The sequence below is a fragment of the Nocardia tenerifensis NBRC 101015 genome (assembly GCF_000308715.1).
GTDB classification, from domain to species: Bacteria; Actinomycetota; Actinomycetes; order Mycobacteriales; family Mycobacteriaceae; genus Nocardia; species Nocardia tenerifensis.
The window spans coordinates 65,434-86,315 of sequence record NZ_BAGH01000036.1 but is presented as its reverse complement, the minus strand read 5'-3'; the positions used below and the strand labels follow the sequence as shown (position 1 = coordinate 86,315).

22 protein-coding genes are annotated in these 20,882 nt (G+C 67.5%); 8 read left to right on the top strand and 14 right to left on the bottom strand.

Annotation, left to right across the window (positions count from 1 at the left end):
- Positions 1-21: 21 nt before the first annotated feature.
- Both ON39_RS03465 and ON39_RS03460 read right to left on the bottom strand, forming a co-directional pair.
- Positions 22-1,242: an ABC transporter permease gene (locus ON39_RS03465; protein ID WP_051186257.1), complete on the bottom strand. Its 1,221-nt coding sequence runs from the start codon at positions 1,240-1,242 to the stop codon at positions 22-24.
- Positions 1,239-2,081 (bottom strand): ABC transporter ATP-binding protein, encoded by an 843-nt coding sequence (locus ON39_RS03460; RefSeq protein WP_246002869.1) that lies wholly within the window; start codon positions 2,079-2,081, stop codon positions 1,239-1,241. The genes ON39_RS03465 and ON39_RS03460 overlap by 4 nt, the downstream gene beginning before the upstream one ends.
- A gap of 462 nt (positions 2,082-2,543) precedes the next feature.
- On the opposite strand from ON39_RS03460, the gene ON39_RS03455 reads away from it, so the two are divergent.
- Positions 2,544-2,954: a hypothetical protein gene (locus ON39_RS03455; protein ID WP_051186256.1), complete on the top strand. Its 411-nt coding sequence runs from the start codon at positions 2,544-2,546 to the stop codon at positions 2,952-2,954.
- Positions 2,955-3,795: 841 nt separating this feature from the next.
- Here the strand turns inward: ON39_RS03455 and ON39_RS03450 are convergent.
- From ON39_RS03450 to ON39_RS03440, 3 genes are all read right to left on the bottom strand, one after another.
- Complete coding sequence (locus tag ON39_RS03450; protein WP_040730745.1) at positions 3,796-4,644, bottom strand: class I SAM-dependent methyltransferase; 849 nt, start codon at positions 4,642-4,644, stop codon at positions 3,796-3,798.
- 110 nt (positions 4,645-4,754) lie between these two features.
- The gene (locus tag ON39_RS03445) at positions 4,755-5,873 is read right to left on the bottom strand and encodes an alpha/beta hydrolase (protein WP_373283660.1); all 1,119 of its coding nucleotides are present in this window, start codon (positions 5,871-5,873) and stop codon (positions 4,755-4,757) included.
- A gap of 455 nt (positions 5,874-6,328) precedes the next feature.
- Positions 6,329-6,760 (bottom strand): MarR family winged helix-turn-helix transcriptional regulator, encoded by a 432-nt coding sequence (locus ON39_RS03440; RefSeq protein ID WP_040730743.1) that lies wholly within the window; start codon positions 6,758-6,760, stop codon positions 6,329-6,331.
- Positions 6,761-6,810: 50 nt separating this feature from the next.
- Between ON39_RS03440 and ON39_RS03435 the strand changes: the two genes are divergently transcribed.
- On the top strand, positions 6,811-7,887 hold the full coding sequence (locus tag ON39_RS03435; RefSeq protein WP_040730740.1) for a substrate-binding domain-containing protein: 1,077 nt from the start codon (positions 6,811-6,813) through the stop codon (positions 7,885-7,887).
- A gap of 51 nt (positions 7,888-7,938) precedes the next feature.
- Here ON39_RS03435 and purQ read toward each other — a convergent pair whose 3' ends face one another.
- Positions 7,939-8,616 (bottom strand): phosphoribosylformylglycinamidine synthase subunit PurQ, encoded by a 678-nt coding sequence (gene purQ / locus ON39_RS03430; protein WP_040730737.1) that lies wholly within the window; start codon positions 8,614-8,616, stop codon positions 7,939-7,941.
- The gene (gene purS, locus ON39_RS03425; protein WP_040730735.1) at positions 8,613-8,849 is read right to left on the bottom strand and encodes a phosphoribosylformylglycinamidine synthase subunit PurS; all 237 of its coding nucleotides are present in this window, start codon (positions 8,847-8,849) and stop codon (positions 8,613-8,615) included. The genes purQ and purS overlap by 4 nt, the downstream gene beginning before the upstream one ends.
- A 131-nt stretch (positions 8,850-8,980) precedes the next feature.
- Between purS and ON39_RS03420 the strand changes: the two genes are divergently transcribed.
- On the top strand, positions 8,981-9,625 hold the full coding sequence (locus tag ON39_RS03420; protein ID WP_040730733.1) for an MBL fold metallo-hydrolase: 645 nt from the start codon (positions 8,981-8,983) through the stop codon (positions 9,623-9,625).
- A gap of 1 nt (position 9,626) precedes the next feature.
- Here the strand turns inward: ON39_RS03420 and ON39_RS03415 are convergent, their stop codons facing one another.
- On the bottom strand, positions 9,627-11,003 hold the full coding sequence (locus ON39_RS03415; RefSeq protein ID WP_040730731.1) for a dipeptidase: 1,377 nt from the start codon (positions 11,001-11,003) through the stop codon (positions 9,627-9,629).
- Between the two features lie 690 nt (positions 11,004-11,693).
- The gene (locus ON39_RS03410; RefSeq protein ID WP_040730833.1) at positions 11,694-12,395 is read right to left on the bottom strand and encodes a DUF2334 domain-containing protein; all 702 of its coding nucleotides are present in this window, start codon (positions 12,393-12,395) and stop codon (positions 11,694-11,696) included.
- A gap of 194 nt (positions 12,396-12,589) precedes the next feature.
- On the opposite strand from ON39_RS03410, the gene ON39_RS03405 reads away from it, so the two are divergent.
- Together ON39_RS03405 and ON39_RS03400 are read left to right on the top strand one after the other, a co-directional pair.
- On the top strand, positions 12,590-12,988 hold the full coding sequence (locus ON39_RS03405) for a type II toxin-antitoxin system Phd/YefM family antitoxin (RefSeq protein ID WP_083894214.1): 399 nt from the start codon (positions 12,590-12,592) through the stop codon (positions 12,986-12,988).
- Entirely contained in the window at positions 12,985-13,380 is a 396-nt protein-coding gene (locus tag ON39_RS03400) for a type II toxin-antitoxin system VapC family toxin (protein WP_051186255.1), read from the top strand. Before ON39_RS03405 ends, ON39_RS03400 begins: the two co-directional genes overlap by 4 nt.
- An 87-nt stretch (positions 13,381-13,467) precedes the next feature.
- Here ON39_RS03400 and ON39_RS03395 read toward each other — a convergent pair whose 3' ends face one another.
- A complete protein-coding gene (locus tag ON39_RS03395; RefSeq protein ID WP_040730727.1) occupies positions 13,468-15,642 on the bottom strand; it encodes a S9 family peptidase in 2,175 nt (724 codons plus the stop codon).
- Between the two features lie 85 nt (positions 15,643-15,727).
- Positions 15,728-16,105: a MerR family transcriptional regulator gene (locus ON39_RS03390; protein WP_040730725.1), complete on the bottom strand. Its 378-nt coding sequence runs from the start codon at positions 16,103-16,105 to the stop codon at positions 15,728-15,730.
- Between the two features lie 46 nt (positions 16,106-16,151).
- Between ON39_RS03390 and ON39_RS03385 the strand changes: the two genes are divergently transcribed.
- On the top strand, positions 16,152-17,240 hold the full coding sequence (locus ON39_RS03385) for an alkene reductase (protein ID WP_040730722.1): 1,089 nt from the start codon (positions 16,152-16,154) through the stop codon (positions 17,238-17,240).
- A 78-nt stretch (positions 17,241-17,318) separates the two neighbouring features.
- Here ON39_RS03385 and ON39_RS03380 read toward each other — a convergent pair whose 3' ends face one another.
- Complete coding sequence (locus ON39_RS03380) at positions 17,319-17,552, bottom strand: hypothetical protein (RefSeq protein WP_040730828.1); 234 nt, start codon at positions 17,550-17,552, stop codon at positions 17,319-17,321.
- A gap of 167 nt (positions 17,553-17,719) precedes the next feature.
- On the opposite strand from ON39_RS03380, the gene ON39_RS03375 reads away from it, so the two are divergent.
- Together ON39_RS03375 and ON39_RS03370 are read left to right on the top strand one after the other, a co-directional pair.
- Positions 17,720-18,925: a sensor histidine kinase gene (locus tag ON39_RS03375; RefSeq protein WP_040730825.1), complete on the top strand. Its 1,206-nt coding sequence runs from the start codon at positions 17,720-17,722 to the stop codon at positions 18,923-18,925.
- A complete protein-coding gene (locus ON39_RS03370; RefSeq protein ID WP_040730823.1) occupies positions 18,922-19,593 on the top strand; it encodes a response regulator in 672 nt (223 codons plus the stop codon). The genes ON39_RS03375 and ON39_RS03370 overlap by 4 nt, the downstream gene beginning before the upstream one ends.
- A 39-nt stretch (positions 19,594-19,632) precedes the next feature.
- Here the strand turns inward: ON39_RS03370 and ON39_RS03365 are convergent, their stop codons facing one another.
- Both ON39_RS03365 and ON39_RS03360 read right to left on the bottom strand, forming a co-directional pair.
- Entirely contained in the window at positions 19,633-20,055 is a 423-nt protein-coding gene (locus tag ON39_RS03365) for an HIT family protein (protein ID WP_040730720.1), read from the bottom strand.
- A 289-nt stretch (positions 20,056-20,344) separates the two neighbouring features.
- Positions 20,345-20,878 carry a hypothetical protein gene (locus ON39_RS03360; RefSeq protein WP_040730717.1) on the bottom strand — a complete coding sequence of 178 codons (534 nt, stop codon included), beginning with the start codon at positions 20,876-20,878 and terminating at the stop codon, positions 20,345-20,347.
- Between the last annotated feature and the right edge of the window lie 4 nt (positions 20,879-20,882).

The window sequence follows — 20,882 nt, the reverse complement described above, 5'->3', positions numbered from 1 at the left end:
GCAAGCGACGTCGGTGTTTTGCTATGCGCGTGTGCTGAGCGCGGTGCGCAGTGAGACACGGCTGCCGGTGAGCAGAACGGCCTTGCCGTAGATCTGCCCGGCCGATCGGGCCACCAGCGCGATGGTCGCCACCATGACGACCAGCGCTGTCGCCATCTGCCAGCCGGGCACCTCGTAGGCCGCCCGCATCGGCATCACCACGGGAGAGAACAGCGGAATCATCGACAGCACAGTCGAAGACGTACCGTGCGGATCCGACGAGACGACGGTCTGCCCGATCAAGTACGCCGCGATCAACACCACGGACACCGGGACCGCGACGGACGCGAGATCCTCCTGACGCGACACCAGCGACGCGGCCGCGGCGACGACGAGGGCGTAGAGGAAGTAGCCGAGCAGATACCACAGCACCGCCCACCCGACGACGCTGCCGACCATCGCCGTCGAGAGCCGCAGCACACCGGTGGTGACCGCGGCGATCGCCCCCGCCGCGGCGATCACCGCCACCTGGATGATCGTCACGATTCCGATGCCGATCACCTTGCCCGCCAAGAGCTCCCACGGACGAACCGTGGCGAGCAGCAGTTCGACGATGCGATTGGCCTTCTCCTCGACCACGCCCTGCCCGGTGAGCTGGATGCTGATCAGCAACATCACGTAGGTGAGCACGCCGATCACCGCGGCCATGCCGACGCGCGCACCGTCGTGATCGGCGGCCGGTCGCAGCGGCCGCACGGCGACCTTCGCGTCGGCGATCGCGCTGTCGACGGCGGCCGGATCCCCGCCGAGCCAGGCGATCTCCCGATGCAGCGCGGCCTGCCGGGCCGCCAGCCCGAAGGTCGTGCGAAGTCCGTCCGGCAGCGCCGATTTCACCACCACCTGCAACTGCCCGTCCGAGAGGCCGACCAGCACGGCCGAGAGATCGTCGGCACGCAGGCGCTGCTCGCCGGCGTCCATGTCGACCAGAACGGTCTCGATCGGCTGGCCGGCGGCCGCGCCCGCGGCGACCAGCACGTCGCGGAACTGAGCCGTATCCGGCGTCAGGCCAACCTTTTTCACGTCGGCGGCGGCGCTTCGATCGATGAAGTGGAACAGCAGAACCGTGCTCACGACGGCCAGCACCAGTACCGCGGTGATCGCGAAGAAGGCTTTCGACCGTACCCGCACGCTGATCTCGCGCGTGGCGACGACGCGAATCGCCTGCGCCGGAAGCAGTCTCGGGTCCTGCACGGGCGTGCTCATGCCGCCGCCCCCGCCGTCGCCTCCCGGAAAAGATCGGTCAAAGTGGGCTGCACACGCGCGAATTCACGCACCGGGCCGGACGCCAGCGCGGTCATCAGCACGAGATGGTCGTCCACGTGGTCATCCAGGCGCAGGATCCATCGGGACGCGTCCCGGCCGTTCACCGAGACCCCGGGCATTCTGGTGATCCAGTCGTCGTTCAGGCCCGGCGCGTCTATCGCGACCAACGCCGGTGCGCGACCCCGTAATTCGTCGACCGTCCCGCAGGCCACTATGGTCCCGTCGCGGACGATCCCGATCCGGTCACACAGGCGCTCGACCAGATCGAGCTGGTGTGAGGAGAACAGCACCGGGCTGCCCTTCACCACACTCCGTTCGCGCAGCACGGCGCCCATCACCTCGACGGCGACGGGATCCAGCCCGGAGAACGGCTCGTCCAGCACGAGCACATCGGGGTCGTGAACGAGCGCCGTCGCCAACTGCACCCGCTGCTGATTGCCGAGGCTGAGCGTCAGTACGTCGTCGTCGGCGCGCTGCGCGATCCCGAGGCGCGACATCCACCGCCGCGCGGCCGCAGACGCCTCGGACCGCGAAAGGCCGTGCAGCCGAGCGAAGTACTGCAGCTGCGCGCCCACCTTCATCCGCGGATACAGCCCCCGCTCCTCCGGCATGTAGCCGATGCGCCGCCGCGTCGCCAAGTCCACCGGCCGCCCGTTCCATCGGACCGCGCCGGAGTCGGCGGCCAGCACGCCCATGACGATCCGCATCGTCGTCGTCTTTCCCGCCCCGTTGGCTCCGACGAAGCCGAACAACTCGCCGGGCCGAACGTCGAACGTCATGTCGGACAACGCGACAACATCCCCGTAACGCTTGGCCAAGCTCGAAATTTCCAACACGGAGTATTCGCACCTTCCACTCGTCGCACGATCGTCCACGCCGATGCGGCCCCACTCCGGCGGTGGATGCCGCTCGAGGCACCGCGTCACCATGCCAGGAAATGTCGTGTGCTGTCGCACAACACACCGTATCGGCCGCTTTTCGCACGGCAGCCCGGCGCAATCGTTTATGCCGCACCAGGTTCCGGTTAATTGCGGGAGCCGTTTCGCGGTCTCGTGCCGGCCACTTTCCCGGATTCACCATTTTTTCGTCACAGTGACGGCTCCGATTCGCAGATTCGGTAATACACAAGAACTTTCGGCGACGCTTCGCGCGTTGCCTTCTCGTACCGGAGAGTTTGTTGAGTACCATCACGGCCGGGTCTCCGACCCGAGAGTCAGCAGAACGCTACGAAGGGTGACTAAATGACGATACGCAAAGGCCGACACCTGATCGCTGCCCTTGCCTTCGGCGGAATCTCCGCCGCCACTGCGTTGTTCGGATCGGGCGCCGCCTCCGCCAGCCTGATCGATGACATGGCGCCCCTGATGACGACGAAATGCTCGTTCACCCAGTTCGATACGGCACTGCGCGACATGGAGCCCGCGGTGGCGGCCAAGCTCGACGCGGATCCGACGCAGAAGGTCATTCTGCAGACAATGCTCGCGCAGCCGTCGTCCCAGCGCCAAGCGGCTTTCGAGATGCTCTCGCAGAACTTCTCGCAGATCACCGCGATGAAAGTGGCCGAAACCACGACCACCGACATCGGTGTCGACGCGAATGCCGACGCACGGGCGGCGATACGCAAAGTCGCGACCGCCTGCGACCGTTATTGAGATAGGACTCCGACGGGTGCCGCCGGTCCGTCCGTTCGACCGCTTACCCGGCCGATGCCGAGCGAGTCCGATATCCCAATCTTTCCGTCTGGACGCGCAATTCGGACATCATGTGCAGAAAGAGCAGATTAAAGTGAGTCGACACGAATTTTGCGACACGCCGGGTCAATGCAGCGTTGAAGATGCCACATGCTTGGCATGATCTCATTTGCTACACCACATCAATCCTCTCAACGAAGGAGCCTTTCGTGCTGCTTTTTGCCACTGTCCCGCTCGGTCTCGGTATCGGCTCTGCTGTTGCCCTCGCGGTGGCCGCTCTCGGCCTGATCTGAGAAGCACAGCCAGTTGCAGCGGCGGGATCTAACACATACCCGGGGAAGGCACGGTTCCGCCTCTGAGTTTCGCGATCCGCTCGAGCGGAGTTTGACGTAATCACGTGTGGCGTCAATGATCTACGATCAATGAGGGAGTAATTCATGCCTCCACTGCTGTTTGCCACCGTCCCATTGGGTATGGGCATCGGTGCTGCTGTCGCCATAATTGTGGCGGCCCTGGGGTTGATCTGAGAAATGCGATCATTCTGCGCAACGTGGAACCAGACGTGGATCTGCAAAGCCAGGGTCCGCAATCTCTGATCGACTACTCGCCTGAATCGAGAAGAAGAATATTCGTGCCGATGTCGGTTACAGTTCTACTTCGGCACGGGCGTCGCCCACCTTCTCGTGCTCGTCTGTCCACCCTCGGCTGACCTAGCTAATCACCGAGTTGGACCCAATGCGGGGCCGAGCGTCTGCAGCCGCTCGGCCCCGCATTTATTGGTCGAAAGCCCGACGCGGCTACCTCAGGCCGGCGACATGCGCAGAACCCCGGCCCACGGCCGACCGCCGGTGTTGCGCGGGTCCGGCTCCATCAGCGCGGACAGTAGGCGCATCTTCAGCGGAAGTCGCCCCGCCTGACGCGCGCGGGTGTACACCGACTCCAGATCCGTTGCCGCCCAGCCACGTTCCTCCAGGTAGGCGATCGGATCGTCCGAGGCGAACCGGAACGGCGCGTTCTCGAACATCGTTCCGTAGGACTTCTCCATGCCGTTCTGCATCGGCGTGTTCATGACATCCACGATCCACCACCCGATATTCGCGGCCCGCAGCGCGCTCGCGAGCTCGCTCACCTGCTCTTGTTCGAGGTATTGGATGAGCCCTTCGGTGATGACGAGCGTGTGGGCCGGGTCCACCACCGCGGTGTCCAGGAAAGAACGCAGGGTCGCCGCGTCGGAGAGGTCGATCTGCTGCCGCTCCAGCCTGCAGGCGGGGATCTCCTCGGTCAGCAGGCGCTCCTTCTCGATGACCAGCCGCGGCAGGTCGGCCTCGATCCAGGTCAGCGTGTCCGGGAGGTCGAGGCGGTACGGGCGGGTGTCGAGCCCGGCCGCGAGATTCAGCACGCGCGTGCAGCCCTGCGCCAGGGAGTCTTGAATGAGGTCGTCGATAATTTTGGTCCGAACGATGACACCCAGCCCGCTCCGTGCTTTCTTCGGCGCCGCCTCGATGATGTGGTAACCACTGGCGCCCGCCATACGGTCGGCGAATGGATCACGGATCAGTGCGTCTTTTCTCGACGATTCTATGGCTCGAAATGCAGCTGCCCATCGCGCCGTGTCGGAAACATCGTTGATCAGGGTCTCTGTAGATACCATGCAGGCAGAATATACGGCCGATATCCCCGTCGATGCGTGGCGCGGCGTGTCCGGCACGGCACATATCAGCGCAATGTCAACAACTATCGGTTCACATTCTCGGCGTAATTTTACTGCGACAAACCCATGCTCTTCGAGAGGAACGGCCAGGACCGTTTGAACTCGTCCTGCCAATAGCCCCAGGAATGCGTGCCCGAGGCGTAGTGGAAGGTCGCCGGAATACCGAGCGAATCCAGCCGCTGCTGCATGTTGCGGGTACAGAAGTTCGTGACGGCCTCGATCACGCCGCCGACGGCGATCTGATTGATCAATGTCTCGACGCCGAGCTGATTGTCGTCCCCGTCGATTTGCGTCCGCCCGCCGCCGAGCTGTTCGGCCCGGCCCGCGACCGTGTCGTATTTGCCGGGACTTCCATCGCCCGAGGACAAGTACAGATCGAGCCCGCGCAGCTTCTCCGCGTTGGTATAGGCGTCGTTCGCCAGCCACTCGGGCGAATCGGGGGGACCCCACATGTTCTCCGCATTGCCCCCGCCCGTGCCGACCACCGACTTCACGAAGGCCGTGCCGAGTTTGTCGCTGGTCTGCGCGCAGCCGCTATAGGCGGCAGCGGCCTTGTAGAGGCCGGGCTTGGCGATGGGCATCGTCAGCACGGTGGTGCCCGCGGTGGAGATTCCCGCGATCGCATTAACACCATTGGCGCCGAGCGCCGCATCGATCAGCGGCGGCAGCTCTTCGGTCAGGTAGGTCTTCCATTTGTTGCGCCCGAGTACCGGATCGTCTTTGATCCAGTCCGCGTAGTAGCTGAACGGCCCGCCCACCGGAATGACGAGGTTGGCGTTCTTGTCCGCCATGAACTTCGGAATATCGGTTTGCACCTGCCACGACGCCAGTCCTTCACCGCCGTCGGCGCCGTTCAGCAGATACAGCGTCGGCCGCGGGCTGGAGGTATCCGCCGGGCGGACGACCTCCACCGGAAAGGTTTTGTCCATTGCCGAGGAGTGCACCTGGAGCCTGATGCTGTGCTCGTCGATCCGCGCGACCTCGGTAATACGCGAACCATCCGCGGATACCGCGTCGGTAGAAATCCGTGGCGCCCCCGGATCCGCTGAAGCCGACACCGCGCCGAATCCGGCGAAAACACCGACAAGCAGTCCCGCGACCGCGGTCCCGGCGACGAACGTTACCCGGGATCGACCTGCTGCGCTTGGGTAAGTCGATTTCATGCGCATCAGCATCGACCATGGTGGTTGCTTATCGAGGCAACGACACACCCGCATGCGACACTGACCATGCATAACCCGGAATCCTTCTGTTCCTGCGGATTTCACCGATTCAGCGCGTACCGGCACGACGCGTTACGGGTCCTATCCGATCGAGAAAGGTGTCGATCGCCGCGTGCGTCTCTCGATCGAGCTGGAGGTGGCGGCCCGTACCGACCACGGCGGACGACGGCGCCACGATCACACCGGAGACGAAGCAGACCGCCACCGCGGCCGTCAGTGCGCCATGCCACGATGAACCCGGCAATCGCACCGGACACCACTTTCCGACTCGGGGAGCTACGCACGTGCGCACCGCAATCGAATTGCTATGACGGTCAGCCACATTCATTCGGCTCGACCGTGCGAAAAGACGATGCGCGTCCGATTGCTCCGTAATATCCGGAAATCGTCGGATGAATTTACTACTCCGGGTTTGCGGAGACGAGTTCGAGTAGCCGCATCAGATCGGAGTAGCGGCGCGCACCTATCCGGGATCGCAGTTCCTGCTCGGCCCGCGCCTCCTCGGCCCGCACCGAGGCGACCAGTTCGGCGCCGAGCCTGCTCAACCCGATCAGGATCCGCCGACGATCGTCCTGCGCGGCGAGCCGAAAGATCAGACCGCGCTCGGCCAGGTAGTCCGCGTGCCGGGTCGCCGACGACGGCGCGAGCTGTGACCTGGTCGCGAGCTCGCTCATGGTGATGCCGGTCTCGCTGGACAGATTCGACAACATCGACCACTGGTCGGGTGTGAGCTGCCTGGCACACAGCGCGGCGTCCAAGTGACGCAGCCAACCGCGCTCCGCGGCACGCAGCGCACCATGCAGCGTCGAATATCCGCTTACAATGGTCGTCATTGTTATTCCTGCCTGCCATAAATTCGCTCTAACGAGAAGAAGAGTACCGAATGCCGGCGTTCGGCGAGAGCCCAGAGGGCACTATCGAGATCCTGAACATAGTCCCGATGCAGGGACCTGGCGGTATCGTGGCTCCCTCCTGCGACGCGGCGATTTCCCTCGCCGTCGCCGAAATCAACCGTGGCACAGGAATTCTCGGACGCGAAATTCGTACTACGAATATCGATGGCGGCCGGCCGCCCCATGAGGTGGCGAACGAGGTCTCCGCGCTGCTCGCGACGGGCATGGTGGACGCGATCACCGGCTGGCACACCTCCGCGGTCCGCCGGGTGGTCGCCAGGGCGGCCGCGAGCCGGGTGCCGTATCTGTTCGCGACCGGGCACGAGGGTCTGCCCGACGAGCTTCCGGGGGTATTGATGCTCGGCGAGCACCCCGCCGGTCAGACACTGCCCGCGCTGCGCTGGCTCGCGCGCGAGCACGGCGTGCGGCGCTGGGCGATCATCGGCAACGACTACATCTGGCCGAGGGAGTCGGTCAAGGCGATCCGCAACAGCCTCGCCGACCCTGGCGACATCGTGCTGGAGCGGTACGTGCCGCTCGGCGCACCCGATTTCGGCGACTTCCTGTCGCACCCCGCGCTGGACAAGGCCGACGGCGTTGTGATCTTGATGGTCGGCGCGGACGTGTCCCGGTTCAACCGGCAGTTCGCCGCGACCGGACGCGCGGCCGAACAACTGCGGATCAGCCCCGCCGCCGACGAGAACGTGCTGCTGGCCGCCGGTCCGGGCGCCAACCACAACTTCTACGTCGCGTCCAGCTTCTTCATCGATGAGCAGTCGCCGGACGGCCGCAGCCGGGTCGATCGCTATCGCAGGCTGCACGGCGAATTCGCGCCCGCGCTGACCAGTTTCAGCAATATGACCTACGAGGCCGTCCACACGCTGGCCGGGCTCGCGCACGCGGTCGGCTCGCTGCGGGTACCCGACGTGCTCGGCGCGATCGATCACGGCGTGCTGCTGGAGACGCCCGGCGGGCCCCGCGCCTTCCAGGGCAACCAGGCCATCCAGCACGGCTATATCGCCCGCGCGAACGGAGTCGAGTTCGACATCGTCGCCAGAATCACTTGAGCCGCACGCCCTTTCGTGCCCGAGGGCAGAAAGAACATGCGGCTCAGGCGATTACGCGGAGACCAGGGTGTCCAGCACCGAGAGGAACAGGCCGAGCCCGTCGTCGCTCGGCCCGGTGAGCGCCTCGGTCGCGTGTTCGGGATGCGGCATGAGGCCGACGACGCGGCCGTCGGCGGAGGCGATGCCCGCGATGCCGCGCTGCGAGCCGTTCGGGTTGTCGCCCGCGTAGCGGAAGACCACCCGGCCCTCGCCCTCCAACTCGTCGAGCACGGCGGTCGAGGCCTGGAAGCGGCCCTCGCCGGACTTCAACGGGACCAGGATCTGAGCGCCGGGCTCGTACCGCGAGGTCCACGCCGTCGAGGCCGACTCGACCCGCAGCCACTCGTCGCGGCAGATGAAGTGCAGCCCCTCGTTGCGGGTGAGCGCGCCGGGCAGCAACCCGGCCTCGCACAGCACCTGGAAGCCGTTGCAGATGCCGAGCACCGGCAGGCCGTTGCGCGCGCCGCGCACGACCTCGCCCATCACCGGCGCGAACCGGGCGATGGCGCCGGCGCGCAGGTAGTCACCGTAGGAGAAGCCGCCGGGCACGATCACGGCGTCGACCTGCTTCAGGTCGGCGTCGGCGTGCCACAGGTCGACCGCTTCGGCGCCGGCCAGGCGGACCGCCCGCGCCGCGTCGACATCGTCGAGCGTGCCCGGAAACGTGATGACTCCGATACGGGCGGTCATGGCAGGCGGGTCACCTTCCACTCCTCGATGACGGTGTTGCACAGCAGCGACTCCGCGATCTGCTCGAGCTCGGCGTCACCGACACTGTCGTCGACGTCGAGTTCGAATCGCTTGCCCTGCCGTACATCCGAGATGCCCTCGAATCCCAGGCGGGGGAGCGCGCCGACGATGGCCTGTCCCTGGGGGTCCAGGATCTCGGCCTTCGGCATCACCTCGACCACGACTCGTGCCACGCGTTGCTCCTCATGTGGTGGTGGGGGGTTACTTGAGCAGCGTAGTTGTGCTCGTTGCCCGCGGCGTCCGCGGGGTCGGCCAAATCTCGCCGCGCGTGCCCCGGCTCCGCCCCCGGCAATAGCATGGCGGAATGCGCATAGCTCACTTCGGCCACTCCTGTCTGCTCGTCGAGCTCAACGGCAAGAAGGTGCTGTTCGACCCGGGCACCTTCTCGCACGGTTTCGAGGGGCTCACCGACCTGGACGCCATCGCGATCACCCACCAGCATCCCGACCACATCGATCCGAACCGGATCGAGGCCCTGATCGACGCCAACCCCGACGCCCGGCTGCTGTCGGATCCGCAGACCGCGCAGCAGCGCGGCGGCCGGTGGGAGGCGGTGCACGCGGGCAACGTGCTCGACCTCGGCGAGCTGCGGATCACCGGCGGCGGCGGTCGGCACGCGGTGATCCACCCGGAACTCCCGGTGGTCGACAACACCGTGTTCCAGCTGGGCACCGCCGACGATCCGGCGCAGCTGGTGCACCCCGGCGACTCGCTGTGGGTGCCGCCGGTCCGCGTCGGCGTGCTCGCGCTCCCCTCGGTCGCGCCGTGGATGAAGATCAGCGAGGCGGTGGACTACCTGCGCGCGGTGTCGCCGCGCAGCGCCCTGCCCATCCACTACGGGATCATCGCGCCGGAGGCGCAGGGCGTCTACTTCGGCCGGCTTTCCGAGATGGGGCCCGCCGGAACGGAATTCACCGTCATCGAGCCGGAAGACCAGCGGGAGTTCTGAGTTATCCGGGCGACTTGCTCGACCGCTCGGCGTAGCTCGACAGGAACAGGGCTTCGGCCAGCGCCATATGCTCGATCTCGGCGGGATCCACGCTCTCGTTGGGGGCGTGGATCAGGCACGCCGGCTCCTCGACGCCGAGCAGCATGATCTCGGCGTCGGGGTAGGTGTCGGCGAAGACGTTGCACAGCGGAATCGACCCGCCCTGCCCCTGCGTCGTGGCGGGGCGACCGTACGACGCCGCCAGCGCGGCCTCCATCGCGGCGCGCGCCGGGCCGCCGGTGCGGGAGCGGAACGGCGCGCCGGTGCCCTCCAGTTCGACGGTGAGCTCGGCCTGCCACGGCGTGTTCGCCTCGAGGTGCGCGACCAGCGCCTTGCGTGCCTGCTCCGGGTCCGTGCCGGGCGGAATGCGCAGGTTGAGTCTGGCGCGCGCGGAGGCCTGGACGGCCGCGGCCGAGCCGACCACCGGCGGGGCGTCGATGCCGAGCACGGTCAAAGCCGGTCGCGCCCAGAGCATGTCGGAGACGGTGCCGTCGCCCAGCAGCTCGACCTCGCCCAGCACGCCCGCGTCGGTGCGGAACTGCTCCGGCGGGTACTGCACGCCGGTCCAGCGCTGATCGTTGGGCAGCCCGGCCACCGTGGTGTTGCCGTGCTCGTCGCGCAGCGTGGCGAGCAGGTGGATCAGCGCGGCGAGCGCGTCCGGGGCCGCGCCGCCGAACATGCCGGAATGCAAAGAGCTGGCGAGGGTTCGGACGGTGACGACGACATTCACGTTGCCGCGCAACGTCTCCGTCAGCGTCGGCACGCCCGCGGCGAAGTTTCCGCAGTCCCCGATCAGGATGGCGTCGGCCCGCAAGAGGTCCGGGTTGGCCTCGACGAAGCGCTCCAGCCCGCCGGTGCCCTGCTCCTCGGAGCCCTCGGCGACCACCATGACGCCGAGCGGCAGTTCCGGACCCAGTGCGCGCAGCGCGGTCAGGTGCATCACGATATTGCCCTTGCAGTCGGCGCTGCCCCGGCCGTACCAGCGGCCGTCCTGCTCGGTCAGCTCCCACACCGGCGTGCGCCAGGCCGCGCTGTCCAGCGGCGGCTGCACGTCGTAGTGGCAGTACAGCAGGACCGTCGGCGCTCCGGGCGGCGCCGGGCGCGCGGCGATGACGGCCTTGCTGCCGTCCGGGGTCTCGTGCAGCCCGGCCCTGGTCAGCCCGGCCGCGACGAACGCGTCCGCCACCCACTGCGCCGCCCGCTCACACTCCGACGGCGGGAACTGGCGCGCGTCGGCCACCGACTTGAACGAAACCAGCTGCGTCAGATCGGTTTTCGCCTGCGGCATGAGCGCGGCCACCTTCGCGCGCAGCTCGGCGGTGCGGGAATCGTCGGTCATTGCCAGCGCCTCACTTCTTCGTGTCGTCGCGCCCCATGTCGCGCACCCGGATGTCAGGCCTGCCGAGCGCACTCCGGCGCCCCGGCTGGTTCAACACGTGAAATCTAGTCGACCGTGCAGTCCGTGTCGCCCGACTTACCGGCGTGCGTCGCCCGCCTACGCCATTCACGAGCGGCGGCGCCGGCTGCCCGCAGCAGCACTGGTCAGCTGCGGGCAGTCCCCGGTCGGCACGCGGCAGCGCTTGTCGGTACCCGGCAGCACCGGTCGGCGCGCGACAGTGCCGGGCGACGCGCGGCGGCACCGGCCAGCACGCAGCAATACCGGGCGATGCGTGGCAGTGCCGGGCGATGCGCAGCAGTACTGGTCGATGCGCGGCAGCACCGGTCCGCGCGTGGCAGTGCCGGGCGACGCAAGGCAGCGCCGATCGGTGCGTAGCAATGCCGATCGGTGCGCGGCAGCACCGTGCGATACACAGCAGTCCCGGTCGGCACGCGACAGCACTGGCCGGGCGGCACTCGGCGGTACGGTCGATACCTCGGCAGCACCGGGCAGCGGACGGCAGGGCCCGTCGGTGCCTGGCAGCACCCACAGTGTCGTCGACGCGCGGCAATACCAGTCCGCGTGTGGCAGCGCCGTTCGTGCCTGGCGGCGCACCGCGGCATGTGGCAGAGCCTGTCGGCTCGCGGCGGACTAGGCCGCGCGTGCGATGGCGGGTGGCTCCCAGCGGTAGACGGCGCCGGTCGCGCCGTGGAACAGGGCCAGGTCGACGGCGTCGAGCATGGCTTGGCGGGGGCCGGAACGTTCTAGTTGCGCGGCCGATACCGCGAGGCGGAGCAGGCCGCCGCGGCGTGCGGTTCGCGCGGCGCCCATCACCAGCGCCCGGCACCACCAGGGTTCGGCGCGGAAGCCCTCGCCGATGCCGTACACCCGAACCTTCTGCGCCACATTGTGTTCCAGGTCCAGGATGGAGGTCAGCCCGAGTGCGACCCGGAAGCCGACCTCGGGCAGCGCCTCGATCGCGCCCGCGGACGCGTCCCAGCGCGGCGCCGCGAACAGCCGGGTACGCAGCTCCACCCGCTCCATCACCCGATCCGCCGCGGTGAGCCGCAGCCGCGCCTCATGCCTTGGCAGCGTGGCGAATTCGGCCCTGCGCGACTTGGTCGCCGCCTGGTCGTAGCCGTGCAACACGATCGCGTCGCCGCGGGCCCGGCGCCCGCGCAGCCACGCCTGCGTCGCGGGATCCTCGACCAGCCGGTACTTGCCCTTCAGCCGGGGCGCGACGAGCAGCGACAGCGGCACACCGCGCCGGTCCATCTCGGCGGCGAACTCGATCGCCGCGTTCCGAGTGGTGTCCCTGATCCCGGAGACCGATACGACCAGCTCAGCGTTCATGAACCAACGGTGCCAGGGCCAGATGTACTCGGCGTGCTGGCCGGGTGACGGCGCGACGAACACCGCCGCACATATTCTCGCGAAATCCGCTTCCGCGTTGTGCCTACACGTTGTACTCTCGTGTAGGTACGTATCCGGGTGCGGCACTCGCCGATTCAACCCGTGGGACTCCCGATCGAGGGGAGATTATTCGAATGCGGACTGTTTCTGTCAGAGAGTTCTCTTACAACCCGAGCGCGATACTTGCCGAAGTGGAGCAGGGGGAAACGATCGAAGTGACCAAGCACGGTAAAACCATTGCGATTCTCGCGCCGCCAGCCGACGAGATGAGCACCTACGACAGGCTGGTGGCACACGGAGTGATCATCCCGCCGCCGGGCGGTGCGAAGACCGTCGGCGAGATGCTCGACCATTTCGACAATTTATACAAGGACGTGAAAGTCGACCACGTAGCCGGCGATGCAGCGTGGGGACGACGAAAAAAGGAGGAAGAACAGCGAGAAGATTTGCTACGACGGCTCGGGCGTGGAGAGGATCCATGGGAGGCCAACCGAGCAGCGTACGGCGACGAGCCGAATGAGCCGGAGCAGTGATCCTCTACCTGGACGCATCCGCGATCGTTACCGAGACGACCGGACGGCCGCCCGCACGGGCGCTCAGTGCGTACATGAAGCGAAACCTGTCTGCCAGATTGGCCACCAGTGTTATCGGATTTGTCGAATCAGTACGCGGATGCGCCGATTACGGTGACTACCCCGGCCTGATGCGAGATCTGGATAACCGGTACGCGAAAATTCCGGTGACGGATCGCATTTGCGACCTTGCCACGTACTTGCCTCGACGGATGAAGTCTGCGGACGCGATTCACCTGGCCAGTGCAATGCAACTGGAGCGAGAGCTACTCGCATTGGTCACCTACGACGACCAGATGGCGGATGTTGCCCACCAACTAGGGCTGCCAGTCGCGATGCCCGGCAAGGAATAGCTTGCATTCCTGTCGAATGCCCGTGATAGAGAGGATTTGAGCGTGAACGGGAGGTCGGTTACCCGAAACCGACCTCCCGCCACCGGTTTATGCGTCGGCCAACCCCACCCGATCCAGCACCCACGCGTACTCGAACGCGACTTCCTTCCACTTCTCGTACCGCCCGCTCACACCACCGTGCCCCGCGCTCATCTCGGTCTTCAACAGCAGCTGCGAGTCACCTGTCTTGGTGGCACGCAGTTTCGCCACCCATTTGGCGGGCTCGACGTAGAGCACGCGGGTGTCGTTGAGGCTGGTGATGGCGAGGATGGCCGGGTAGTCCTTGGCCTCGATGTTCTCGTACGGCGCGTACGACTTCATGTAGTCGTAGATGTCCTTGTCCGCCAACGGGTTACCCCACTCGTCCCACTCGATGACGGTCAGCGGCAGCGACGGATCGAGGATCGAGGTGAGCGGGTCGACGAACGGAACATTGGCCAGGATGCCCGCGAACAGCTCGGGCGCCAGGTTCGCCACCGCACCCATCAGCAGCCCGCCCGCGCTGCCGCCGTCGGCGATCAACCGGTCCGCGGCGGTCTTACCGGTGTCGATCAAATGCCTTGCGCACGAGACGAAGTCGGTGAAGGTGTTCTTCTTGGTGAGCGTTTTGCCGTTCTCGTACCACAGCCGCCCCATCTCGCCGCCGCCGCGCACGTGCGCGACCGCGAACACCATGCCGCGATCCAGCAGCGACAACCGCGAAACGGAGAAGGAGGGATCCATGCTCGCCTCGTAGGAGCCGTACCCGTAGAGCAGCAGCGGCTTCGGCGAATCCACCGCCAGCCCCTTCTTCCACACCAGCGAGATCGGGATGCGGGTGCCGTCCTCGGCGACCGCCCAGTCCCGGTGCTGCTCATAGTCGTTCGCGTCGTACCCGCCCAGCACCGGCTGCTCCTTGCGCAGCAGCAGATCGCCGGTGGCCGGCACATAGTCGAAGACCTGCATCGGCGTGATGAACGAGGTCAGCCCGATGCGCAGGGTCGGCTGCGCCCATTCGGGATTCGCGCCCGCGCCGACCGCGAACAGTTCCAGGTCGAACTCGAGCTCGTGCCGCTCGCCGTACCCGCTCTCGGTGAGCGACCAGACCGCGACCCGGGTCAGCGCCTCTCGCCGGTAGCTCAGCACCAGGTGGTCGGCGTAGGCGTCGACGTCCTCGAGCCGCACGTCGTCGCGGTGCTCGATCAGCAGCGTCTGGTCCGACGGATCGGCGACCGGGGCGTCGGCGAGCACGAAGTTCTCCGCCTTCACCCCGTCCACCACGTCGTTGTGCAGGATCAGGAACCGGTCCTCGCCGGCGACCACCGCGTGCTCGGCCGAGTACTCGACCCCCTCGCGGCGCGGCAGGATGACCCGGAACTCGCCCTCGGGATCGTCGGATTCGAGCACCCAGCCCTCGGTGGTGATCTTGGAACCGACCCAGATCATCAGGTACTTCTCCGAGCGGGTGGAGGTGATGCTCACCCAGTAGCGCTCGTCGGGCTCGTGGAACACCTTCACGTCCGAGTCGGACGGGCTGCCGAGGCGGTGCCGCCATACGGTGTCGGGCCGCCAGGACTCGTCCACGGTCTGGTAGAAGACGTGGGTGCCGTCCAGCGACCAGGTCGCGCCGGGTGCCGTCTCGGCGATCTCGTCGGGCAACATCTCGCCGGTGCGCAAGTCCTTGAAGCGCAGCACATATCGCTCGTCGCCGACGGTGTCCACGGAGTAGGCGAGCAGGTTGCCGTCGTGGCTGAGCGAGAACGCGCCGAGCGCGAAGAAGTCGTGCCCCTCGGCGACCTCGTTGCTGTCCAGCAGTATCTGCTCGCCGGGGACCTCGGTGCCCGCCTCCAGTCGCGGCGGGGTCCAGGCGTCGATGCCGTCGGCGTCGGCGTCGATCGGACACCGGCAGTGCACGCCGTACTGTTTGCCCTCGAAGCTGCGCGAGTAATACCAGTAGTCGCCCATCCTGGTGGGCACGGACAGGTCCGTCTCCTGCGTGCGGCGCTTGATCTCGTCGAAGATCGAGTCGCGCAGCGCGGCCAGGTGCGCGGTCTGCGCCTCGGTGTAGGCGTTCTCCGCCGCTAGGTAGGAGATGACCTCCGGGTTCTCCTTGTCGCGCAGCCACTCGTACTCGTCGACGAACGTGTCGCCGTGGTGCACACGCTCGGTGGGCACCGTCTTGGCGATCGGTGCCGTCACTCCGTCGAGGTCTGAGATCGTTCCGGTACCGCTGTCGAGAGCCATGGGCTCCACCGTAGCGGCGCGGACCTCTCCCGTCCCGCCAGGACCCGGCTACCGCGCCGCGCGCGCCGGATTCGTGTCCTAGGCCCTACTTCTTCGCCGGCGGCTCGATACCGGAGGCGGCTCGGATGACCCCGTCGAGCACCTCGCGGGTGCGGTCCAGGTCCCGCATGGCCTGCTCGATCCGTTCGCGTTCCTCGGTGAGCTTCTCCACCAGGAACGGCGTGGCGGTCGCGTTCGGGGTGCCGTCGACGTCGTGGATGCACGGCAGCAGCTCGCCGACGGTCGCGCTGTGCAGACCCGCGGCGAACATCTCCTGGATGCGCCGGACCCGGTCGACGGCCGACTCCGCGTACTCGCGCTGTCCGCCGGAGGTCCGCTCCGCGGTGAGCAGGCCCTTGGCTTCGTAGTACCGCAGCGACCGGACGCTGACCCCGGTCCGCTCGGCCAGTTCACCGATGCGCACGATCTCTCCTTGACCTGACACTGATGTCAGGTTTTACGGTACAGGAATGCTGCTGCTGACCGAATACCCGAATTACCTACGCCCCCTGCCCAATCGGATCGTCATGTCACCGATGACCCGGTTGCGCTCGCTGCCGGACGGCTCGCCCACCGCCGACGTCGCCGACTACTACGCCCAGCGGGCCACGGCCGGGCTCATCCTCACCGAGGGCATCTGGCCCCATTCGACCGGGCAGAGCGAGGCGTGGGTGCCCGGTCTGCAAACGGAACGGCATGTCGCGGCGTGGCGGCGGGTCACCGAGGCCGTGCACGCACACGGCGGACGGATCTTCGCGCAGCTGATGCACGGCGGACGCAAAGGCCACCCCCTCGCCAGAATCGACGGTTCGTGGCCGGCCGGTCCGTCGGCGGTACTGGACGACGATCGCCTGCGCCTGATCGACGGCGGCAAAGGCGAGCCGATCACCCCGGCGGTCATGAGCCACGCCGACATCGCCGCGGCCGTCGAGCACCACGCGGCCGCCGCCCGCAACGCGATCGATGCGGGCTTCGACGGCGTCGAGATCCACGGCGCCAACAGCTATCTCGTGCATCAGTTCCTCGCCGACAACACCAACCTGCGCACCGACGAGTTCGGCGGGTCGATCGAGAATCGCATGCGCGTGCCGCTGGCGATCGTCGATGCCGTGACCGCCGCGATCGGCGCGCACCGTACCGGGATCCGCCTGTCCCCCGGCAACCCTCAGTTCAATATGTTCGAAGCCGACCCCGCCCCGCTCTACCGCACGCTGGTCACCGAGCTGGACCGCCGCGGCCTCGCGCACCTGCACCTCACCGACGACGACACCTACCCCGCGCTGGCCGACCTTCGGCCGCGCTGGCACGGCACCCTCATCGCCAACGTCGGCGAGAACCGCGCGCCGACCACGGCCGAGGCCGCCGAGCGGGTGCTGCGCGCCGGTCAGGCCGATCTCGTGTCCTTCGGCCGCGCGTTCATCGCGAACCCCGACCTCGTGTACCGCATCACCCACGACCTACCGCTCGCCTCGATCCGTGAGGATGTGCTCTACGGCCGCACCGCCGAGGGGTACAGCGACTATCCACAGTGGCAACCCAGCGAGGTGCATGCCCGCTGACCGTCCGCCAGATCAGGATTCGTCCCCACCGGAGCCTCGGGGTTCATCCGCAGCCGCACCTCGGATGAACCCGTGGCATCACGCCTCGAGCAGCTTCACCTTCTTGTTGGCGCGTTCGGCGAGGACCGCTCCGCCCGCGGCCAGCACGACGAGCACCGCGAGCTGACCGCCCCAACCGCCCGGCACCCAGTCGAGCAGGCCCCAGACCTGGGACTTGCGGTGATCGATGAGCAGGCGGATGACGGCCTGGGCCGAGGCGACCATCAAGACCATGCCGACGATCTGCAGGCCGACCCACACGTTCTTGCCCATCACACTCTCCATTCCGATATTGCCTGGTTAGCGACGTTTCTCATGGTTGTCCCGAGGGTGGTCGTCGCGCATCGGCCATCGGTCGAGAGCCGCTTCATCCTTTGGTCGATCCGAATTCGCCCCGCAGGCCGATGCGGGCGCGCGCGGGCGTTGCCTACAGTCGCCTCATGTCCACCGCACCCCCGTCGTCGGCGCCGCCGCTGGGCCTGTGGTCGCACGCCTGGCGCGTGGCCGCGGTCATCGGCATCGGCCTGGTGGCGTGGTCGAGCACCAGGGCGGAGATGGCGCCGCTCGACGGTGCGCTGCTGACCTGGTTCACCCTCGGTGATCCCCTGCTCGGGGTGGTCTGCCTGCTGCTCACGCTGCTGCGGCGCCGGTACCCGGTGGCCATCGCGGCGATCGTGACGGTGGCGTCCACCGCGTCGGTCAGCGCCAACGGCTCGGCGGCCCTGGTGCTGTGCTCGCTGGCCACCCGGCGGCGCTACCCCGAGACGATCTCGCTCGCCATCGTCAGCATCGGCACCGGTCTGCTCACCGACAGCCTGCTCTACCCGAAGCAGCCCGGCCTGCAACCGGCCTGGTACGGGCCGTCGGTGCTCACGGCCTGCATCGCCGCCATCGTCGCCATCGGCTTCGCGGTCGGGGCGCGACGAGATCTGGTGTGGTCTTTACGCTCTCGCGCCGAGACCGCCGAGCGGGAGCAGCACGCCAGAGCCGCCGAGGCGCGCCTGCTGGAACGCAACCGCATCGCGCGGGAGATGCACGACGTGCTGGCGCACCGGATCTCGGTGGTCGCCATGCACGCCGGCGCCCTCGGTTTCCGCACCGATCTGTCCAGGGAGCAGACCACCGCGACGGCGAAGACCATCGCCGAGAACGCCCATCTCGCGCTCCAGGAACTGCGCGAGGTGCTCGGCGTGCTGCGCGCCGGCGACGACGCGCTGACCGACGCTCCGGAACCGCCGCAGCCGACGCTCGCCGACCTCGCCCGGCTCGTCGACGAGGCACGCTCGACGGGGATGGACGTGTCGATCACCGACACGACCACCGCAGACCTGCCGGCGACCAGCGCGCGCACCGCGTACCGCATCGCCCAGGAGGGACTCACCAACGCGCGCAAGCACTCTCCCGGCGCGGCGGTTCGCGTGCGCATCGACGGCGGGCCGGGGCAGGACTTGATCGTCGACGTCGGCAACTCCGCGCCGCGGCAGCCGGGCCTGGCCCTGCCGTCGTCGGGCTACGGCCTGCTCGGCCTGGCCGAACGAGCCGAATTGGTCGGCGGCACATTGACTTACGGCCCCGACCCGGTCGGCGGCTATCGGCTGCGGGCCGTGCTGCCGTGGCCCGCGGCAACCGCGAAGAGCGACCGGTGAGCGCACGCATCCGCGTGGTCGTCGTCGACGACGAGCCGTTGGCGCGTTCGGCGCTCACGCTGATCCTCGGCGGCGACCCGGAGCTGGAGCTGGTCGGCGAGGCGGCCGACGGTGAGCAGGCGCTCGCGGTGATCGCCGAGCAGTCGCCCGACATCGTGCTGATGGACATTCGCATGCCGGTGCGCGACGGGCTCGACGCCACCCGCGAACTGCTGAGCCGGGCCGACCCGCCCCGCGTTCTCGTGCTCACCACGTTCGACGCCGACGATATGGTGTTGCGCGCGTTGCGGATCGGGGCGCACGGATTCCTGCTCAAGGACACTCCGCCCGCCGACATCGTCGCCGCGGTCAAACAGGTGGCGGCGGGTCGGCCGATGCTGTCGCCGAGCGTCACCGCGCAACTCATCTCGGTGGCCACCGCGCGTCCGAGCGAGGACGACGCGGCGCGCGAACGGGCCCGCAGCGCCCTCGCCTCCTTGACCGAGCGCGAACGCGATGTCGCCGAGGCCATCGGCCGCGGCCTGTCCAACTCCGATATCGCCAAGGAGATGCACCTGAGCATCGCCACCGTGAAGTCCTACACCAGCAGGTTGCTCACCAAGCTCGACGCCGAGAACCGGGTGCAGATCGCGATCGTCGTGCTGAACGCGGGGCGCGGTCGGAGTTGAGGCCCTCGGCTCGATGCTTTCCTCGCCGGGCCCCAAGGCTCAATCGCCCAGCGCGCCCCGGATCGATCCGGCGAGGTAGTCCAGATCGGCTCGCCGCGGACTGGTCGGCCGCCCCCGCAACCCGAACCCGTCCCCCGGCGTCCGCGGAATCACGTGCAGGTGCACATGAAACACCTCCTGCCCCGCCGTCACCCCGTCGGCGAGAAAGAAATTCACCCCGTCGCACCCCACCTCACTCGCCCGCAACGCCGCAGCCAACCGCTGCCCTACCTGAAACAGCTTCCCCCCGACCACCGGATCCAACTCCGCGAGACTCCGCGCCGCCACCTTCGGCACCACCAGCAGATGCCCCGGCGTCATGGGCCGAATGTCCATGAACGCCAGCACATCATCGTCCTCATACACCCGGCTGGCCTCCGCCCGCCCGGCAATGATGTCCCCGAAAATCGTGTACGGATTCACCCCGAAACCCTAACGCGCCCAGCCACTCCGCTCTGCGACAAAATCGCTACCCACCCGCGCGCCGCACCGCCATACTGACCACAGCTCCCGGCACTAGCGGGGAGAAGTGGGCCCGGGTCCTGGCCGGACGACCAGCATCCGGGCCCGCCGCGTCGGCAAGACAACGCAGCACCGCAAAGACATAGCCACCGAACACCGAATGCAGTACCCTTGAGCCAGCTCCCGGCACTAGCTGGGAGAAGTGGACCCGGCTCCTCTCCGGACGGTGAGCAGTCGGGTTTCGCGCTGTTCAGGGCAGTTCCGCTACGTCGTAGACATCCCGCACCAGCGGCGCGACCATCGCCTTCCATGCCCCACCGGCACCGAACGCCCAGGCGACCGCGTCCGGCCACCACAGGCACGGCTCACAGTGCGGCGGCATGTGGACGTACGGAAGCTCCGCCGATGCTTTGCGCAGCACCCCAGCGATACAGTGGCGGTCACGCTGGTCCTGGCTCTCCCGCGACTCGACCACCAGCCGGCCCGCCCGCGCATCGATCAGGTATGTCACCAAGCGGGCCATGCACTCGTCGCGAACGCGAACCTCGGCCCCTCGCCCGACGAACATCGCCACACGAACGCCGTCGCATCGCGCCATGGCGGCGAGGATCAACCGCCGCCGACCGTCCGGCTCCTTGGCAAAGTGCCAGCGCCGTTGGCCGGGCAGGCAGAGACCACGGACGAGCGATCGCGCGTGCGTCAGCCGCTCGGGCGGAATGAGCGCGGCACACAGCAGATATCGGTCGCGGCGAATCGACTCGTCCACGAACGCGTGAATGGGCACCCCG

Excerpts from the sequence above, each read along its gene's own strand:
- ON39_RS03465 (WP_051186257.1), bottom strand. The coding sequence starts at position 1,242 with ATGAGCACGCCCGTGCAGGACCCGAGACTGCTTCCGGCGCAGGCGATT.
- ON39_RS03460 (WP_246002869.1), bottom strand. The coding sequence starts at position 2,081 with ATGACGTTCGACGTTCGGCCCGGCGAGTTGTTCGGCTTCGTCGGAGCC.
- ON39_RS03455 (WP_051186256.1), top strand. The coding sequence starts at position 2,544 with ATGACGATACGCAAAGGCCGACACCTGATCGCTGCCCTTGCCTTCGGC.
- ON39_RS03450 (WP_040730745.1), bottom strand. The coding sequence starts at position 4,644 with ATGGTATCTACAGAGACCCTGATCAACGATGTTTCCGACACGGCGCGA.
- ON39_RS03445 (WP_373283660.1), bottom strand. The coding sequence starts at position 5,873 with ATGCGCATGAAATCGACTTACCCAAGCGCAGCAGGTCGATCCCGGGTA.
- ON39_RS03440 (WP_040730743.1), bottom strand. The coding sequence starts at position 6,760 with ATGACGACCATTGTAAGCGGATATTCGACGCTGCATGGTGCGCTGCGT.
- ON39_RS03435 (WP_040730740.1), top strand. The coding sequence starts at position 6,811 with ATGCCGGCGTTCGGCGAGAGCCCAGAGGGCACTATCGAGATCCTGAAC.
- purQ (WP_040730737.1), bottom strand. The coding sequence starts at position 8,616 with ATGACCGCCCGTATCGGAGTCATCACGTTTCCGGGCACGCTCGACGAT.
- ON39_RS03420 (WP_040730733.1), top strand. The coding sequence starts at position 8,981 with ATGCGCATAGCTCACTTCGGCCACTCCTGTCTGCTCGTCGAGCTCAAC.
- ON39_RS03415 (WP_040730731.1), bottom strand. The coding sequence starts at position 11,003 with ATGACCGACGATTCCCGCACCGCCGAGCTGCGCGCGAAGGTGGCCGCG.
- ON39_RS03410 (WP_040730833.1), bottom strand. The coding sequence starts at position 12,395 with ATGAACGCTGAGCTGGTCGTATCGGTCTCCGGGATCAGGGACACCACT.
- ON39_RS03405 (WP_083894214.1), top strand. The coding sequence starts at position 12,590 with ATGCGGACTGTTTCTGTCAGAGAGTTCTCTTACAACCCGAGCGCGATA.
- ON39_RS03395 (WP_040730727.1), bottom strand. The coding sequence starts at position 15,642 with ATGGCTCTCGACAGCGGTACCGGAACGATCTCAGACCTCGACGGAGTG.
- ON39_RS03385 (WP_040730722.1), top strand. The coding sequence starts at position 16,152 with ATGCTGCTGCTGACCGAATACCCGAATTACCTACGCCCCCTGCCCAAT.
- ON39_RS03380 (WP_040730828.1), bottom strand. The coding sequence starts at position 17,552 with ATGGGCAAGAACGTGTGGGTCGGCCTGCAGATCGTCGGCATGGTCTTG.
- ON39_RS03375 (WP_040730825.1), top strand. The coding sequence starts at position 17,720 with ATGTCCACCGCACCCCCGTCGTCGGCGCCGCCGCTGGGCCTGTGGTCG.